This window comes from Paenibacillus melissococcoides (assembly GCA_944800085.1).
GTDB classification, from domain to species: Bacteria; Bacillota; Bacilli; order Paenibacillales; family Paenibacillaceae; genus Paenibacillus_B; species Paenibacillus_B melissococcoides.
Window position 1 is genome coordinate 645001 of sequence record CALYLO010000001.1, and the last position, 17226, is coordinate 662226.

Consider the following 17226-nt stretch of genomic DNA (forward strand, 5'->3'; position numbering starts at 1 on the left):
CTATGGATTACCGTAAGGTAGTGGTAGGGGAGCGTTGTGTACCGGGTTGAAGGCAGACCGGAAGGACTGCTGGACTGTACACAAGTGAGAATGCCGGTATGAGTAACGAAAAGACTGGTGAGAATCCAGTCCGCCGAAAGCCTAAGGGTTCCTGGGGAAGGCTCGTCCGCCCAGGGTAAGTCGGGACCTAAGGCGAGGCCGAAAGGCGTAGTCGAAGGACAACAGGTTGAAATTCCTGTACCACCGTAGCCGTTATGAGCAATGGGGGGACGCAGAAGGATAGGGACGCGAGCTGATGGATGCTCGTCCAAGCAGTGAGGCTGGTCAGTAGGCAAATCCGCTGACCGTAAGGCTGGGCTGTGACGGGGAGGGAAAATGACAGTACCGAAGGTCTTGATTTCATGCTGCCAAGAAAAGCCTCTAGCCAGGTGAAGGTGCCCGTACCGCAAACCGACACAGGTAGGCGAGAAGAGAATTCTAAGGCGCGCGGAAGAACTCTCGTTAAGGAACTCGGCAAAATGACCCCGTAACTTTGGGAGAAGGGGTGCCCCGGTAGGGTGAATAGCCCGAGGGGGCCGCAGTGAATAGGCCCGAGCGACTGTTTAGCAAAAACACAGGTCTGTGCGAAGCCGTAAGGCGAAGTATACGGGCTGACGCCTGCCCGGTGCTGGAAGGTTAAGGGGAGTGGTTAGCCGTAAGGCGAAGCTATGAACCGAAGCCCCAGTAAACGGCGGCCGTAACTATAACGGTCCTAAGGTAGCGAAATTCCTTGTCAGGTAAATTCTGACCCGCACGAATGGCGTAACGACTTGGGCGCTGTCTCAACGAGAGATCCGGTGAAATTTTAATACCTGTGAAGATGCAGGTTACCCGCGACAAGACGGAAAGACCCCATGGAGCTTTACTGCAGCTTGATATTGGACTTTGGTACGGTCTGTACAGGATAGGTGGGAGCCTGGGAAGCCGGAGCGCCAGCTTCGGTGGAGGCGCCGTTGGGATACCACCCTGATCGTATCGGAGTTCTAACCTGGGACCATGAAGCCGGTTCGGGGACAGTGTCAGGCGGGCAGTTTGACTGGGGCGGTCGCCTCCTAAAGAGTAACGGAGGCGCCCCAAGGTTCCCTCAGAATGGTTGGAAATCATTCGAAGAGTGCAAAGGCAGAAGGGAGCTTGACTGCGAGACCTACAAGTCGAGCAGGGACGAAAGTCGGGCTTAGTGATCCGGTGGTACCGCATGGAAGGGCCATCGCTCAACGGATAAAAGCTACCCTGGGGATAACAGGCTTATCTCCCCCAAGAGTCCACATCGACGGGGAGGTTTGGCACCTCGATGTCGGCTCATCGCATCCTGGGGCTGAAGTAGGTCCCAAGGGTTGGGCTGTTCGCCCATTAAAGCGGTACGCGAGCTGGGTTCAGAACGTCGTGAGACAGTTCGGTCCCTATCTGTCGCGGGCGTAGGAAATTTGAGAGGAGCTGTCCTTAGTACGAGAGGACCGGGATGGACGTACCGCTGGTGTACCAGTTGTCTCGCCAGAGGCATAGCTGGGTAGCCAAGTACGGAAGGGATAAGCGCTGAAAGCATCTAAGCGTGAAGCCCCCCTCAAGATGAGATTTCCCGCATTGGTAAGACCCCTTGAAGACGACGAGGTAGATAGGTTGGAGGTGGAAGTGCAGCAATGCATGGAGCTGACCAATACTAATCGGTCGAGGGCTTATCCTAACTAAGATGATTTGATGATTTTTACTTTCGCATTCAGTTTTTAAGGTACAATACCTTATCTGTTTGGTGGCGATGGCGGAGGGGTTCCACGCGTTCCCATCCCGAACACGGCCGTTAAGCCCTCCAGCGCCGATGGTACTTGGACCGCAGGGTCCTGGGAGAGTAGGACGCTGCCAAGCAGAGGCTGTACATATCGGTCTCTGGTGAATTCTGCGAGATCGTTACATTCCCCGATAGCTCAGTCGGTAGAGCACTCGGCTGTTAACCGAGTTGTCACAGGTTCGAGTCCTGTTCGGGGAGCCATACGGAGAGATGTCCGAGCTGGCCGAAGGAGCACGATTGGAAATCGTGTAGGCGTCACAAGCGTCTCGAGGGTTCAAATCCCTCTCTCTCCGCCAGCGTGGCCCGTTGGTCAAGCGGTTAAGACACCGCCCTTTCACGGCGGTAACACGGGTTCGAATCCCGTACGGGTCACCATTTCATGTATATGGACACTTAGCTCAGTTGGGAGAGCACCATCTTGACAGGGTGGGGGTCAGCGGTTCGAACCCGTTAGTGTCCACCATATTATCGCGGGGTGGAGCAGTTCGGTAGCTCGTCGGGCTCATAACCCGAAGGTCGCAGGTTCAAATCCTGTCCCCGCAATACTTTTTCCATCGGCGGTTGATACATAACTTCGATGCGGAAGATGAATCGCATATGGAGCTGTGGTGTAGAGGCCTAACATGCCTGCCTGTCACGCAGGAGAACGCGGGTTCGAATCCCGTCAGCTCCGCCATCCTTATCCAATGCTGGGGCCCGTTGGTCAAGCGGTTAAGACACCGCCCTTTCACGGCGGTAACACGGGTTCGAATCCCGTACGGGTCACCATGCGAGCCATTAGCTCAGTTGGTAGAGCACCTGACTTTTAATCAGGGTGTCGAAGGTTCGAGTCCTTCATGGCTCACCAGCATGTATTCAACAAGTCTGCGCTGCCGCGCAGGCTTTTTTGGTATTTTGGCGTGATGCCGCGCCCTCAAGTGATAGACCTTCTGCAGCTATATTCCCCTTTATTGCCGTAATTTATTCCCGTTCTGTATGAGGCTTGCTGGCCCCCTATTGATGTTTTTGCATAAAGGCATTATGATTAATTGGAAATTGCTAATTAACTGCTTTTATAAAAGGGGTTCAATAAGGTGGGATCGTGGCATGGAGGAAAAAACCATAAATATTAAAGAGTTTAATCGAAATCGAATTTATAAGCTGCTCCGACAACAACAACATTTATCGAAGCAGGATATTGTCCACCATTTGCAGATTAGTCTTCCGACCGTTACGCAAAACTTGAATTATTTATTGAAACAAAAGTTGATTGCGAATACCGGCACCATCGGAAATACCGGGGGACGGAACGCGCAGCTCTTTTCATATATCAGCGATGCCAAGGTCGCCATTGGCTTGGACATCACGAGAAATCATATCACCACCGTGGTCGTCGACTTAAATGGAGATATTATGAATATTAACCGGAGAAGACAAAAGTTTGAGGTTTCGGACACCTATTTCCGTCTATTGGGGGACATCATTCAGGAGAACATCCGGGAGTTGAACATAGATGAATCCAAAATATTGGGCGTCGGCATCGGTGTACCCGGCTTGATCACGGAAGACCATCAGACCGTTTTTTATGGGAAAATTCTTAATTTTACCGGGGAAACGCTGGAGCGGTTCGCCAAGTACATTCCCTATCCAGCCATCCTGATAAATGATGCGAATGCAGCGGGCTTTTCGGAAATATGGGCGACTCCGGACACGGAAAATGCCTTCTATATTTCGTTGAGCAACAATATCGGGGGCGCTGTCTATATCGGCGATAAAGTGTTCCCGGGCGAAAATCAGAAGAGCGGCGAAATTGGGCATATTACGATTATTCCGGACGGGCTGCCTTGTTATTGCGGGCAAAAAGGCTGTCTGGAGGCTTACTGTTCGGCTTCCTTATTGTCCGATACGGCGGATGCCAGTTTGGCTCAATTTTTTGAACAGGTCACACAGGGGGACCCGGAGAAGCTGAAGCTGTGGGAGAAATATTTGTGGCATCTGTCGATCGCCATTAATAATATTCGCATGCTGTTCGACTGCGATATTATTCTTGGCGGTTATGTCGGCGCGTACATGGAGGATCATATCGATACATTGAAAAAGCTGGTGGCCGCCAGAAATACGTTTGAGGATCATGCTGACTTTCTGCGCATCTGCAACTATAAAACGGAAGCGATCGCGGCCGGGGCGGCTCTGCCGTTTATCGATCAGTTTATCAATCAAATCTAAAATAAACGAAGCTTGCCTCTTAACGCATGGGGTTAGGCAGGAGGAATCATTCGTTCCTTTTCCGCCGGCTCCATGCGTTTTTTGTGCTGCAGCTTTTTGCATATTGACAAGGTTGCCCAGAGGGGCTATTCTTGCGTTAAGTACTTTTTTAAAACACATTAATAAAAGTAATTTATTATCGAAGGGTGGAGGCATCAATGAATCAACTGTCCTCTAGCTTGGAAGCCGCGAAGAGAAAGGTACCGACAACGATGAAAGCGCTTGTAGCGTATGGGAAACATGATTATCGCTTTGAAGCGAACTACCCTACGCCCGAATGCGGTCCAGACGACATCATCATTAAAACCGAGGCATGCGGCATTTGTGCAGGGGATTTGAAATGTCTGCACGGAGCAGCCATGTTCTGGGGCGATGAGACTCAGCCGGAGTGGGTCAAGCCTCCCTTTATTCCCGGTCATGAATTTCTGGGAACTATTGTGGAAGTTGGAGAAAATGTAACCGATTTCGCCGCAGGCGATCGGGTCACGGCGGATCAGATTGTGCCATGCCGGGAATGCAGATATTGCAAGCGAGGGGACTATTGGATGTGCCAGCCCCACAATATTTTCTGGTTCCAGGGGGAGAACAACGGCGGAATGGCTGAATATGTCCGCTATCCGAAGACGGCCGTCGTTCACAAGGTGCCTGCCGGTATGGACCTGGCGTCCGCGCTATTGATTGAGCCTTATGCCTGCTCTAAGCACGCGGTCGACCGGGCGCAAATCGGGTGCGAGGATATGGTTGTCATTTCCGGGGCAGGTCCGCTTGGCTTAGGAATGATTACGTATGCGCGCATGCAAAATCCGAAAAGATTGATTGTGCTCGACTTGATTGAAAATCGTCTCGAAAAAGCGAAGGAGTTTGGCGCCGATATCGTCTTGAATCCGAAAGAAACGGATGTTGTTCAAGCCATTCTGGATATGACGGACGGATACGGATGCGATATTTATATCGAGGCGACAGGGCATCCTTCGAGCGTGACGCAAGGATTGAGCATGATCAGAAAGCTGGGCCGCTTCGTGGAGTTCAGCGTGTTCGGCGAGCCTACGACCGTCGATTGGTCTATCATTGGCGACCGCAAAGAATTGGACGTATTGGGAGCTCATTTAAGTCCGTATTGCTTCCCGTTCGTCATTGAAAATATGGCCAACGGCAATCTGAAAACAAACGGCATCGTTACCCGCAAGTTCCCAATCGAGCAATGGGAGGAAGCGTTCGAATATGCGTCTGGCAAACACGGCGATTTCAAGGTGGCAATCACGTTCTAAAAAGGGTGAACAAAGATGGAAAAATATGTGGTAGGAATCGATTTCGGAACGTTGAGCGCCCGCACTATACTCGTTCATGCGGCTACGGGAGAGATTCGGTCCGTTGCCGAGATGGAGTATCCCCATGGCGTGATGGAGCACACCTTGCCTGACGGGGTGACGAGGCTGGGACCGGATTGGGCGCTGCAGCATCCGCTGGACTATATCGAGTGCGCTTCCAAAACGCTGGCGGAGATATTCGCAACGACTGGGGTGGAGCCGCAGCAGATTATCGGGGTAGGAACCGATTTTACGGAATGCACGATGCTGCCGGTTAAATCGGATGGAACGCCTCTATGCGTGCTGGATGCCTATAAGAGCCATCCGCATGCTTATGTGAAGCTGTGGAAGCATCATGCGGCTGCGGAGGAGGCCAACAGGCTGAATACGATCGCCAAAGCGCGGGGGGAATCCTTTCTAGACTATTACGGCGGCAAATTATCATCGGAGTGGATGTTCCCGAAAATATGGCAAATCTTAAATGAAGCGCCTGAAATTTACGAAGCCGCCGATCGATTTATGGAGCTGGCCGATTGGATTACGCTCCAGCTTACGGGCGAAGAAAAACGAAACAGCTGCACGGCCGGATATAAGGCGATATGGCATAAGCAGCACGGCTATCCTTCGAAAGCCTTTTTCAAAGCGCTCGATCCAAGACTGGAGCATGTCGTTGACGACAAAATGTCGAGAACCATCTTTCCTGTTGGCACCAAGGCAGGGGCCATCACCGAAGACAGCGCCACATGGACCGGCTTGGCGCCAGGCACTGCCGTAGCCGTGGGGATAGGCGACGCTCATTCCGCCGTCATCGGCTGCGGGATCACGACTCCCGATATTTTGTTGATGGTGATGGGGACATCCGGCTGCGATATGTTGGTCAGCGAGATGGCGGTGAAGGTGCCAGGCATCAGCGGTCTCTGCGAAGACGGCATTGTGCCGGGATACTACGGCTATGAAGCCGGACAGTCCTGTCTGGGCGATCATTTCTCCTGGTTCGCCAACCATTGCGTGCCCGAGCGCTTGGAGCGCGAGGCGAGAGCGGCGAACAAAAAAGCGCTGGAGCTCCTGAATGAGAAAGCGGCGCAGATCAAGCCGGGAGCCAGCGGCTTACTCGCTCTCGATTGGTGGAACGGGAACCGTTCCGTGCTGGTCGACGCGGATCTGACAGGCTCGATGTTCGGAATGACTACGGCCACCACGGCTGAGGAAATGTATAAGGCGCTTGTCGAGGCCGTCGCTTTTGGCAAACGCATGATTATTGAGAACTTCGTGCGGCATGGCGTTCCGATCCGGAAAATCGTGGCGACGGGCGGCATTGCGGAAAAAAGCCCGTTCATTATGCAGACTTTTGCGGATATTATCGGCATGCCGATTCATGTCGCGGCGACCCAACAGGGGACGGCGATGGGAGCGGCGATGCTGGGAGCGGTGGCGGCCGGCAGCCAACACGGAGGCTATGACTCGATCCAGCAGGCCGGGCAAGCGATGGGCGGAGGCATCAAAAAGACGTATGAGCCGAACGGCGAGCATCGGGACATTTATGATCAGCTCTATGCCCAATATGTCCAACTGCACGACTACTTCGGCCGCAATGAAGATAGTCCAATCAAAAGATTGAAAGCGATTAAATTGGAAGTCATGAGGGGAAATGCGGCCAAGCCTTGAACATCGGAAAAGCCGCAGCACGGGCAATAAGAAAATGATAATAGGAAAGAAGTGATGCACTTGAAGGGGTCGAATTTTCTGGACAAAGCAGGCATTCCTGCATCCCTTGCTTGGGGCTATCTCGGCGTTCTTATTTTTATGATGGGGGATGGACTGGAGCAGGGCTGGTTAAGTCCTTATCTGGTAGAGCAGGGGCTTACGGTACAGCAATCAGGCATTTTATTTACGGTATACGGGGTTACGATTGCCTTGTCTTCTTTCCTGTCCGGCTTATTCGTGGATGCGATGGGGCCGAAAAAAGCGATGCTGACCGGCTTAATTGGCGACAAATTCGGCTGGAGAAATACGGTCATGTGGTTCGGGTGCGCAGGTTCGGCCTTCTTTACGCTTTTCCTGTTTTATGTTCCCCAGCTTGCAGCCGGCAACATCATGCTGACGCAAGTGATCGGGATTTTGTGGGGAGGATGCCTCGCGGGCTTCGTGCCATTGTCGGCCATCGCTCCTTCTCTCGTGAAGGAGGAAAAAGGCGCGGCCATGTCCATCTTGAATTTGGGAGCGGGTTTAAGCGCTTTCGTAGGCCCGGCTCTTGTTGCCTTGTTCATTGGAAGTCTTGGTTACGCCGGACTAACATGGCTCTTTGCAGGCCTGTTTGTCGCGGCTGGCATTATGATGATCTTTGTTACGCTTCCGGATGAGAAAAAAACGAAGACCGATCCGAACCTAAACAGCGAAATCGTAAGCGCTTAAGTTATGGTCCGGCGTGAAAAAGCAGCTCTTCGCCTTGCGGGCGAAGGGCTGCTTCGATCATTTATGACCAGCGATCCGGCTTTTGAAAGCCTTTGCCCATCCGGTAAGATGACGGGCTGATTCCGTAGACGGAGGAGAATTGGTTGGAGAAATAATGTATGGAATCGTATCCGAGCATCAGCGCGATGTCCGTAATCGATTGGCGGCTTTCCATCAACAGGACGGCCGCTTTTTTCATGCGGGCCTGCAGGGCGTACGCTTTGGGCGACATGCCGGTCTCCTGCTTGAACAGCCGATAGAATTGCGATTTCTCCAGTCCGCACTCGCTGCACCAGTAATCTACGGAGAACCGCCGCTCCGGACAGGCCTCCATCTGCTCCAGGATGCGGGTAATCCGGTAATCCGCGGTCTGGGTCAGGCTGCCGGCTTCATGCCACTGCAGTATCCACGAGTAAAAGCAGGCGGAGACCGCTTGGGCCGTATATTTGCCGGAACGGTTGAACGCGGCCAGCGTTTGCTTGATCAGCTCGATCAGATGCGGGTAGGGACGGAGCGACATACTTGTCGGCAGCGCATCCAATTCGGAGCAGGGCGCCTCTTCCGTCAGCCACCGGGGATCATAGTCATCCCATTGATATGCAAAGGTCGGCTGCTTGGGCTGGGGCACGCACCACAGGTCGCAGTAAATATTGCAGGCATCCATCGTGTCTCCCGGGGCCGGCACGAAATAATGTCCTTCTCCCGGACGCACGAAAATCAGGCTCCCGCTCGCCACGGGGTAGACCTGCTCATTGACAATCATATGTCCGTGGCCTTCCGTGAAGAGATGGAAGGCATAGCTGTAGCCTCTGCGCCGCTGCTCCTCGGGAGCCCCGCGATAGTTGTACATATGCGCCGCGCGGATATGGGGCTTTACCTCACTGAGCGGTTTCATCTTGTATCCTCCCACATGACCGGAATTTTGTATAAATGACAGGAACCTGTCTTAAATACGTACGCCTACGTAGATGATACAATGATCTCAAGAAAATGTCATGTATAGGAGGATATTATGCGCTACAGACAGGTTCACCTCGATTTCCATACGTCGGAGCATATTTCTGAGATCGGGAGAAATTTTTCTAAAGAGAATTTTCAAGAAATGCTGAAGCTGGGACATGTGGACTCGATCACCGTGTTCGCCAAATGCCATCACGGCTGGGCCTACTTCCCTTCGGAAACGAATGAAATCCATCCGGGGCTTGAATTTGACCTGTTGGGCGCCCAGATTGAAGCGGCGCATGAGATCGGCGTCAAGGTGCCGATTTATTTGTCCGTCGGCTTCGATGAGAAGCTCGCCTGGGAGAAGCCGCAATGGCTGATGCGGGACGAGGCCGACCGGATGAACTGGGTCGACTCCTTCATGAAGCCGGGATATCATCAATTTTGTCTGAATACGCCATATCTTGATCTCGTCATTGAACAGGTGCAGGAAGTGGTGCGCAAATATGACGGCGACGGCATTTTCCTCGATATTGTAGGCAAGCGGATATGCTACTGTACTACCTGTCTGAAGCAAATGCAAGCGGACGGTCTGGATCCGGATAACAAGGAAGATGTCATCGCGAACGGCCGCCGCATTTACGCGAACTACACGGCGCGCATCCGGGAAGCGATCGACGCGATCAAGCCGGGCTTGCCGGTCTTCCATAACGCGGGCCATATTCATCAAGGGCGCCGCGATCTGATGGGCATGAACTCTCATCTTGAGCTGGAGTCGCTGCCGACCGGCGGCTGGGGGTATGATCACTTCCCGCTGTCTGCCCGCTATGCGCAGCCAACCGGGTTCCACTTCCTCGGCATGACCGGGAAGTTCCATACCTTCTGGGGCGAATTCGGCGGTTACAAGCATCCGAACGCCTTGCGCTATGAGACCGCGCTAAGCTTGGCGAACGGCGCCCGCTGCTCGATCGGAGACCAGCTCCACCCCGGGGGACAGATGGACCGGGCGACTTATGAGCTGATCGGGAAGGCGTACGCGGAAGTGGAGGCCAAGGAAGCATGGTGCGTGAACGCGGTCAACCATGCCGATGTCGCGCTGCTTACGGTAGAGGCCGCCGGCGTGCAGCAGGAGAGCGGAGCCATGTATTCCGGCAAAGTCGATATGGGCGCGGCCCGCATGCTGCTGGAAGGCAACATCTTGTTCGATATCGTCGACCTCGAAAGCGACTGGAGCGGCTATAAGGTGCTCATTCTCCCGGACTCGATCGTGATGAAGGATGTGATTCTGCCGAAGTGGAAGCGTTCCTGGCTGCAGGGGGCAAAGTGCTGGCGTCCGGGCGTTCCGGCCTGAATGTCGAACTAACCCGGCAGATGCTGCCTCTCGGCTTCACCGATATCGGGCCGAATCCGTTCCGTCCGGATTATTTCCGTCCGCTCTGCGATGGCATGGCCAATCTCGGAGAAGCGGCGTATGTCATGTACGGAGAAGGCCGCCGCATCGAGCTGACGGACGGTACCGAGCTCGGCAGAAGAGAGGACCCGTACTTCAACCGCCAGGCGTTCCGCTTCTGCTCCCACCAGCATGCGCCGAGTTCCGGGCAGGATGGCGGTCCGGGCATGGTCGAATCCGCGCAAGGGATTTATATCGCCTGGAACGTGTTTGAAGATTATGCGACGAAGGGCAGTCTCATTTTGAAGGAAATGGTTCTGTTCGCGCTCCGCCGCCTGCTCGGCGATCGGATTACGTTGAAGACGACGCTGCCCGCCCAGGGCGTGACGACGCTCCAGCACCAAGCGGCGGAGCGCCGCTATATCAATCACTTGCTCTACGCTTCTCCGGTGAAGCGCGGCGAACGGGTCGAAATCATTGAAGACATTATCCCGCTCCAACAGATCGAGGTGCAGCTTCGGCTGCCGGTGACGGAAGTGAAGCGGGTCTATCTGGCTCCGCAAATGACCGCTATCGGATTCAAGGTGTCCGGGGGCAATGTGCAATTTACCGTGCCGCAATTGGAATGCCACCAAATGGTCGTCGTAGAGTATAATGAGTAGCAGCAGGACAGACATCCCGGAGTTACGAGGAGGAACCAACGTGGTAGACTTGGGTAAAGTGTTAGTAGAAGAATATCGTGGCAATTGGTTGGAATGCGCGTACACCGGCCATATGGTTGGCGTGAACGAACAGGGGGAGACGTTATTCACGGTAGGGGACGAGAACTATGTCAGCTTCATGCGTTCGTCGTCGAAGCCGGTTCAGGCGCTGCCTGCGCTTATGGCGGGAGTGCCGGAGCGTTACGGGCTGAGCGACGAGGAGATCGTGCTTATGACGGCATCGCACCGGGCGCAGAAATTCCATGTGGAAGCCCTGGAATCGTTCATGCGCAAGACCGGCATCTCGGAGACGCAGTTCGTATGCAAGCCGACGTATCCGCTGAACGGAGCGGCCCGCGATGAGCTGATCGCCCATGGCGAGCCTGCGCGCTCCATCTACCACAATTGCTCGGGCAAGCATCTCGGGGTGCTGGCGCTCTGCAAAATGAAGGGCTGGCCGACGGACAACTATGCCGAGCCGGACCATCCGGTTCAGCAGCAGGTGCTGTCTCTGATGTCCGCGTTCTCGGATGTCCCTGTCGAGAAGATCCGGCTGGGGACGGACGGCTGCGGCTTCCCGGTCTATGCGCTCCCGATTCGCAATATTGCGACGCTGTACTTGCGGCTTGCTTGTCCGGATCTGATTCCGGATGAGACGGTCCGAGCGGCTGTCATCCGCCTGACGACGTTGATGAACCGGTACCCGTTCTACGTATCCGGCACGCAGCTCATTTGCCCGACGCTTCTGCAGGACGACAACATCGTCGCCAAAGGCGGCGCCAAAGGAATCTACTGCTTCGGCCTGCGGAAAGAGCGCATGGGGATCGCCTTCAAAGTAATGGATGGCTCCGAGGATCAATGGCCGCTCATCGTGGCCCATATTTTGAAGGAGATTCAATATCCGAACGCGGAGACGATCGAGCGTCTGCAGCAGCTCAGTCCGCCAGAGACGAAGAATGACAATGGCCGGGTCGTCGGCATGCGGGAAGCAAAGTTCAAATTGCAGTGGGTAAAAAAATAAGAAGAAAGTATAAGTCTATACCGTCTTGTTCGAAGGGATAACCTGAAGACAAGGCGGTTTTTTCCATTCTTGTTCGTATATTGAAGTACGGAAAGCTAAGAAAAAAACATCGTTTTCAGCAAAAAACAATTGATTTTCGATATCTGGTCTGTTATATTAATAAATGTCCTTCTTGAAGCATGCTCCGACGGCAAGCGATGGAAGGACATGGACAGGCTGCACAGCCGATGCGCGGACATAGCTCAGTGGTAGAGTATCGCCTTGCCAAGGCGAGGGTCGCGGGTTCGAATCCCGTTGTCCGCTCCAGAAGATGCGCCCTTAGCTCAGCCGGATAGAGCGTTTGACTACGAATCAAAAGGTCGGGAGTTCGAATCTCTCAGGGCGCGCCAGATTAACTTTATAGGCCGGTGTGGCGGAATGGCAGACGCGCGCGACTCAAAATCGTGAGGGAAACCGTGGAGGTTCGAGTCCTCTCACCGGCACCAGCACAAGCGATGATGTTCTTCGGGATCAAAAAACCTGAAGGACCTTTTTTTGATTTTAACGCACTCTATGCCTTTCGAGAGCGATGGGAAAATGCTGTGTAATGTATCCAGGTTTGATTCGCTTCCCCAGCTTGTCAAAATAAATGTAAATCGAGGTAATAGGTATAGCAGGAGTCTTTAAGTATAGGCGTTTATCATGATCCTGTTGTTCCTTTAACCGCAAAAGAACTCTTCAAATGATGTGGCCAGGGGAAGGGAGCGATGGCTTGATTTGTTTTTGGTGTGGTCCTTTTCCACGATTATAAGTTTCTCTTCCACGGATGTTTCAATCATGGTATATTTGAATGGTAATGGTCTTATTTTTGAAATCAATCGCATCTCACTTTAACCCTGCCACTTCGCTTCGACGTAACCCGTAAAATGCGGCGAGCGCTTCGAACAGCTTGTTCATTTCCTCTTTGTCGTAAAAACTCCCAACAAGGGAAGAATCGATTGGAGTGGATACGATTGCATTCCGATGAACGCCAGGAAACTATACACCAGCGTCACGATACGTCGTATCGCTTCCAGCTTTCCAGCAAGAAACTGTTTGTGGAATTGCTCCGTTCTTTTGTTAATAAAGGATGGGTACAAAGTATAGACGAAACCAATGTTCAAGAAATTCCCCATTCGTTGTTCTCCAAGATTTTAAACGCAAGGAAGCGGATCTGGTTTAGCGAGTACAGTTAAATGGGCAGGAAGTCGTGTTTTATTTGCTGCTGGAAATGCAGTCGAATGTGGACTTCCAGATGCCATATCGCTTGTTGATATACCAAGTGGAGATTTGGCGGTACTTGTTAAAAGACGAAAAGAAGACCGTTCGTCTCTTTATGGCTCGTCCATCACGCTTTCTTGCGTTTACACTTCCTCAAACTCCAGGGCCGAATTGATTTCGGACTGCCGCGCTACCATTTGTTGCAATTTCTCATCGAATTCAAACAGTTTACCCACTTCGTTTTGAGCTCCAATGAGTTGCTCGTGCATCCTTTTTTCTTTTGGATAGCTTCCTGCAATAAGGAAGGGATTTTTTCAATCGCATTTTTTATACGAGAAAAATTGACCTAATTTCGTTATCCACGTGCATCTTTTCAGCGAGCATCGGATTGCCGATAGCCACTGCTTTGACTTTGGCAGCCGACAGCACCGTTTCATCCGCATCCTCGCAGGAGCGGGAGATGCTTTTCTCCGTCATCACCTGGGAAATGTAGCGTTCTTTGGGATGAAGTCCTATAGAACTTTTTTACTTTTGATTGAAAAGGGGCGTCCTCCGTCATGTTTGATCACGGTTGGGCGCCCTTTTTCGTGCATGTGCCCGGATCTTATAAATGGGCGATTGTATATCGAGCAAAGGCATTTTGAATCTTTTTGGCCTGTGATCGTCCAACCGGGTATTCCTCCTGATTGGACATCAGTACGGACACGCTGGAAAACTTGCGAATATGCTCCAAATTCACGATAACGGATCGATGAATGAGCAAAAAAGGATAGGCAAGCTTGTCCGAATATTCATGCAATGTCCCTGTAACGACATATTGCTCCTGCGTTGCAATAATTTTGAGCTTATTTTTATTGACGGAATGCTTGAGCTTAATAATCGCAATAATATCCGATTTACGGAGTACAAACTGCTCGTCTTCTATTTTCACGATTAAAAATCGAGGTACGGATTCCGTCAAATAATTGCACAGGCTTATCACTTTCAACTTAAACAATTCGCATGGGACGGGCTTGACCAAGCATTGGAACGCCTGTACGTCAAAGCAGTCTATTATCGATGTCGGGTTGCTGATTAAAAATATGATCTGCACATCCCGATCAGGCAGCGAGCGGATGATTCTCGCGGTTTCAATTCCATTCCCGCTCTCTGGTTCTGTCCCCAGAATCAGAAAATGAAACGGGAACGGATTATGGTTCTTATAATATTGGATCAATTCGTTCCCATCCGTAAAGAATGTGAGATGAAAGGTATAAGGTGTACTTAAAGCAAGTTGGTGAAACAAGTGTTCGAACTTCGAATGTTCTTCTTTATCTTTGCTGCATACCGCCACGTTGAACATAGAACTTCCTCCTCCGCTTCCCTTCTTCTATCAAGCAGCAGACTTTCTAAACATTTGTTTTTATTAATTGGTAAAACCTAACATAAAATGTTGTTGGATCGCGTTTTATGACAGTTTGCAACCATTTTACACCAATTTTATCCGATTATGATATAGTTTATTTTACAAACATGTAAATAATCAGGAGGTATCGAAGCAGATATTATTAATAAGCGTGAAAGGAATGTACCTATGAAATGTAAGAGCTTAGTCGACATGATTATGAATCCTCTGAACCGCCGGGGCGGGATTACATATATATCGGGACGAGACCGCGAGTATACTGTAACCTACGCCGAATTGTTGAACCGGGCGCTTCATGTCTTGAACTTGCTCCGGTCAAAAGGCATAAAGACGGGAGAAGAGCTGCTCATGCAAGTCGAGGACAATGACATGTTCATCACGGTATTCTGGGCATGCATTTTGGGGGGGATTATCCCAGTGCCCGTAACGGTAGGGCATAATAATGAGCATAAGCTCAAGATTTTCAATATTTGGAGCGTGCTGCAGCGGCCTCATCTTATCGGAACCGACAAGGTCATTTCTTCACTGGAGAGCTATGCTCAGAATAACGGACTAATGGAGACCGCGGACGTAATGCGCGAGCGCGCGATTGATATCGGGTTCGATCTGGAGGAATGGACAGGCGAAGATACGATATCCACAGAGTCCGGCATTCATTATCCCAATCCGGACGATATCGCCTTTATTCAATTTTCTTCAGGATCGACAGGCAATCCGAAGGGGGTTGTTCTCACTCATCGCAACTTGATCGCCAATTTGGAAGCCATCACGGCCGGAGCAGAAATTGTGCGGGAGGACAAAGCATTAAGCTGGCTGCCTTTGACTCACGACATGGGGTTAATCGGCTTCCACTTGGGCGCTCTCGCCAATAGGGTGGATTTGTATCTTATTCCGACTGATCTTTTTATTAGGAGACCTGTATTATGGTTTGACAAAATCAACGAGCACCGGATTACGATTACCTGCTCTCCTAATTTCGGGTATAAATATTTTTTGCAAGCGCTTAGAAGGGGGCAAGAGAAGCAGTGGGACTTGAGCTGCGTCCGCCTTATTTTTAATGGCGCAGAGCCGATATCAACCGAAGTTTGCCGGGAATTTTTTGAACAAATGGAGCAGTACCATTTACATCCTTCCAGCTTATTTAATGTGTACGGGTTAGCAGAGGCAAGTCTTGCAGTTACGTTCTGCCCCGTCAATGAGGGTCTTACCAGTATTGCGTTGGATCGAAGCCGGCTGTCTATCGGCGACGAAATAAGGGAAGTTACGAAGGACGAAGAGCATTGGAGTCTGGTCGATCTCGGATATCCTGTACTCCATTGCCAAGTTCGAATATGCGGCGAAGACAACGAGGCGTTGCCGGAACGCCGGGTAGGCTTCGTTCACATTCGTGGAGATAATGTAACATCCGGCTACTATAACAATCCGGACAGCAGCGCGGAGATCATGGACCGCGACGGGTGGCTGAATACAGGGGATATCGGCTTCATGCTGCATGGCCGGCTTATTATTACGGGAAGAGCCAAGGAAATTTTGTTCGTAAATGGACGAAATTATTATCCTGCTGACGTAGAAACGGTAGCGATGCAAATAAAAGGGATAGAATTGGGGAAAATCGCGGCATGCGGCGTATGGAACCAAGATTTGCAAAGAGATGAGCTGCTTATTTTCATATGGCATAAACGAAGTGTGGAGGAATTCGCTGAAATTGCGGCCAAGGTGAGAAAGAGAATAAGCGGCATCATGGGGCTGCAAATCGACTATGTGCTCCCTGTTACAGAGATGCCGAAGACGACTAGCGGCAAGATTCAACGATATGCGCTTGGACAAATGTACAGAGAGGGATCTTTCAACTCCTCCATCGAGCAATTGAACAATTTGTTCGTTTCTTCAGAACCGCACGCCCTGCGAGAACCGGCTGTCGAAGAGATGGAAGCAGAATTGCTCGCCATTTGGCAGACGTTCTGTCCGGATATTCATCTGGGCGTGCACGACAATTTTTTTGAAGCGGGCATGACCTCCCTTATGATTAGCCAGATAGCGGAACATATGGAGGGCAAGTATTCCCGCCACATCAAAGTTGCCGATCTTTTCGCCCATCCAACGATAGCGAAGATGGCAAAGTTCATTTCCAGCCCAAAGAGTCTCGGCATTCCTTGCATAGAGCTGTCTCCGCATTTCTTCATCGATCGCGGCGCTGTGATCAAGGAGTGCGTTAAGGAGTACCGCTTCGTCATTGAGGGTGAATCATTGCAAAAAATAAAAGAGCTTTGCAAGTCTCAGCACACGACGTTCGGTGAATACATCGTCTTTTGTTATGGCATGATCCTTGCCCAGCTTAACGATAGCGAGAACGTACTTCTTAATACAATGCTGGAGCGGGAAAATCTTGTGGAACTGTCGATGGTCGACATTGCCCGGATGGAGATCCAAAAAGGAGAGAACGCCTTTCAGCTGGAGGAGCTGGATCAGCTAAAGCTGAAGAAGGACCAGAGAGAGGCGGCTGTTTTGATTTACGAAAAGGCGCTGAAAAGCATCCCTCTATCCTTGACATCCTATTTTGACATCGTTGTGGAATTGGAAGATATGGTTGACGAGGTATCCGTTGTTTTCTCTTTTCAAGCGCAACGAATGCGGGAGAAGGTAATGAGAGATTCATTTGATCATTTGGCCGGCATGGCCTTGCATTCCGTCGTGGAGGTGTGAA

At 51.4% G+C, this 17226-nt stretch carries 9 protein-coding genes, 11 tRNA genes, 2 rRNA genes and 1 pseudogene (1 of these 23 only partly in view); 21 read left to right on the forward strand and 2 right to left on the reverse strand.

Annotation, left to right across the window (positions count from 1 at the left end; genetic code table 11):
- The 14 genes from OCY70_RS03005 to OCY70_RS03070 form a co-directional block, all read left to right on the forward strand.
- Positions 1-1720 (forward strand): 23S ribosomal RNA (locus OCY70_RS03005) (it extends 1206 nt beyond the left edge of the window).
- A 62-nt stretch (positions 1721-1782) separates the two neighbouring features.
- Positions 1783-1899: ribosomal RNA gene (rrf, locus tag OCY70_RS03010) — 5S ribosomal RNA — on the forward strand.
- 48 nt (positions 1900-1947) lie between these two features.
- Positions 1948-2023 (forward strand) — tRNA-Asn (locus tag OCY70_RS03015).
- A 3-nt stretch (positions 2024-2026) separates the two neighbouring features.
- A tRNA-Ser gene (locus OCY70_RS03020) sits at positions 2027-2118 on the forward strand.
- A gap of 4 nt (positions 2119-2122) precedes the next feature.
- A tRNA-Glu gene (locus OCY70_RS03025) sits at positions 2123-2197 on the forward strand.
- Positions 2198-2209: 12 nt separating this feature from the next.
- A tRNA-Val gene (locus OCY70_RS03030) sits at positions 2210-2285 on the forward strand.
- A gap of 6 nt (positions 2286-2291) precedes the next feature.
- A tRNA-Met gene (locus tag OCY70_RS03035) sits at positions 2292-2365 on the forward strand.
- A gap of 56 nt (positions 2366-2421) precedes the next feature.
- Positions 2422-2498: transfer RNA gene (locus tag OCY70_RS03040), tRNA-Asp, on the forward strand.
- Positions 2499-2515: 17 nt separating this feature from the next.
- A tRNA-Glu gene (locus OCY70_RS03045) sits at positions 2516-2590 on the forward strand.
- A gap of 3 nt (positions 2591-2593) precedes the next feature.
- Positions 2594-2669: transfer RNA gene (locus OCY70_RS03050), tRNA-Lys, on the forward strand.
- A 239-nt stretch (positions 2670-2908) separates the two neighbouring features.
- Positions 2909-4027, forward strand: coding sequence for an ROK family transcriptional regulator (locus tag OCY70_RS03055; RefSeq protein ID WP_213429167.1), 1119 nt, complete (start codon positions 2909-2911; stop codon positions 4025-4027).
- Between the two features lie 197 nt (positions 4028-4224).
- The gene (locus OCY70_RS03060) at positions 4225-5334 is read left to right on the forward strand and encodes an MDR/zinc-dependent alcohol dehydrogenase-like family protein (RefSeq protein ID WP_213429168.1); all 1110 of its coding nucleotides are present in this window, start codon (positions 4225-4227) and stop codon (positions 5332-5334) included.
- Between the two features lie 15 nt (positions 5335-5349).
- Positions 5350-7038, forward strand: a complete 1689-nt coding sequence (gene araB / locus OCY70_RS03065; RefSeq protein WP_213429169.1) for a ribulokinase — start codon at positions 5350-5352, stop codon at positions 7036-7038.
- 54 nt (positions 7039-7092) lie between these two features.
- Positions 7093-7785, forward strand: a complete 693-nt coding sequence (locus OCY70_RS03070; protein ID WP_213429170.1) for an MFS transporter — start codon at positions 7093-7095, stop codon at positions 7783-7785.
- 61 nt (positions 7786-7846) lie between these two features.
- Here OCY70_RS03070 and OCY70_RS03075 read toward each other — a convergent pair whose 3' ends face one another.
- The gene (locus OCY70_RS03075) at positions 7847-8719 is read right to left on the reverse strand and encodes a helix-turn-helix domain-containing protein (RefSeq protein ID WP_213429171.1); all 873 of its coding nucleotides are present in this window, start codon (positions 8717-8719) and stop codon (positions 7847-7849) included.
- 117 nt (positions 8720-8836) lie between these two features.
- Between OCY70_RS03075 and OCY70_RS03080 the strand changes: the two are divergent.
- The 6 genes and pseudogenes from OCY70_RS03080 (at position 8837) to OCY70_RS03105 (ending at position 13292) form a co-directional block, all read left to right on the forward strand.
- Positions 8837-10818: pseudogene (locus OCY70_RS03080) on the forward strand (beta-galactosidase trimerization domain-containing protein).
- 40 nt (positions 10819-10858) lie between these two features.
- The gene (locus OCY70_RS03085; protein WP_213429172.1) at positions 10859-11878 is read left to right on the forward strand and encodes an asparaginase; all 1020 of its coding nucleotides are present in this window, start codon (positions 10859-10861) and stop codon (positions 11876-11878) included.
- Between the two features lie 231 nt (positions 11879-12109).
- Positions 12110-12184, forward strand: a tRNA-Gly gene (locus tag OCY70_RS03090).
- Between the two features lie 6 nt (positions 12185-12190).
- Positions 12191-12267, forward strand: a tRNA-Arg gene (locus tag OCY70_RS03095).
- Positions 12268-12281: 14 nt separating this feature from the next.
- A tRNA-Leu gene (locus OCY70_RS03100) sits at positions 12282-12363 on the forward strand.
- Positions 12364-13127: 764 nt separating this feature from the next.
- A complete protein-coding gene (locus OCY70_RS03105) occupies positions 13128-13292 on the forward strand; it encodes a hypothetical protein (protein ID WP_306433952.1) in 165 nt (54 codons plus the stop codon).
- A 429-nt stretch (positions 13293-13721) separates the two neighbouring features.
- Here the strand turns inward: OCY70_RS03105 and OCY70_RS03110 are convergent, their stop codons facing one another.
- Positions 13722-14459, reverse strand: a complete 738-nt coding sequence (locus OCY70_RS03110) for a LytR/AlgR family response regulator transcription factor (protein WP_213429173.1) — start codon at positions 14457-14459, stop codon at positions 13722-13724.
- Between the two features lie 255 nt (positions 14460-14714).
- Between OCY70_RS03110 and OCY70_RS03115 the strand changes: the two genes are divergently transcribed.
- On the forward strand, positions 14715-17225 hold the full coding sequence (locus OCY70_RS03115; RefSeq protein ID WP_213429174.1) for a non-ribosomal peptide synthetase: 2511 nt from the start codon (positions 14715-14717) through the stop codon (positions 17223-17225).
- Position 17226 lies beyond the last annotated feature (1 nt).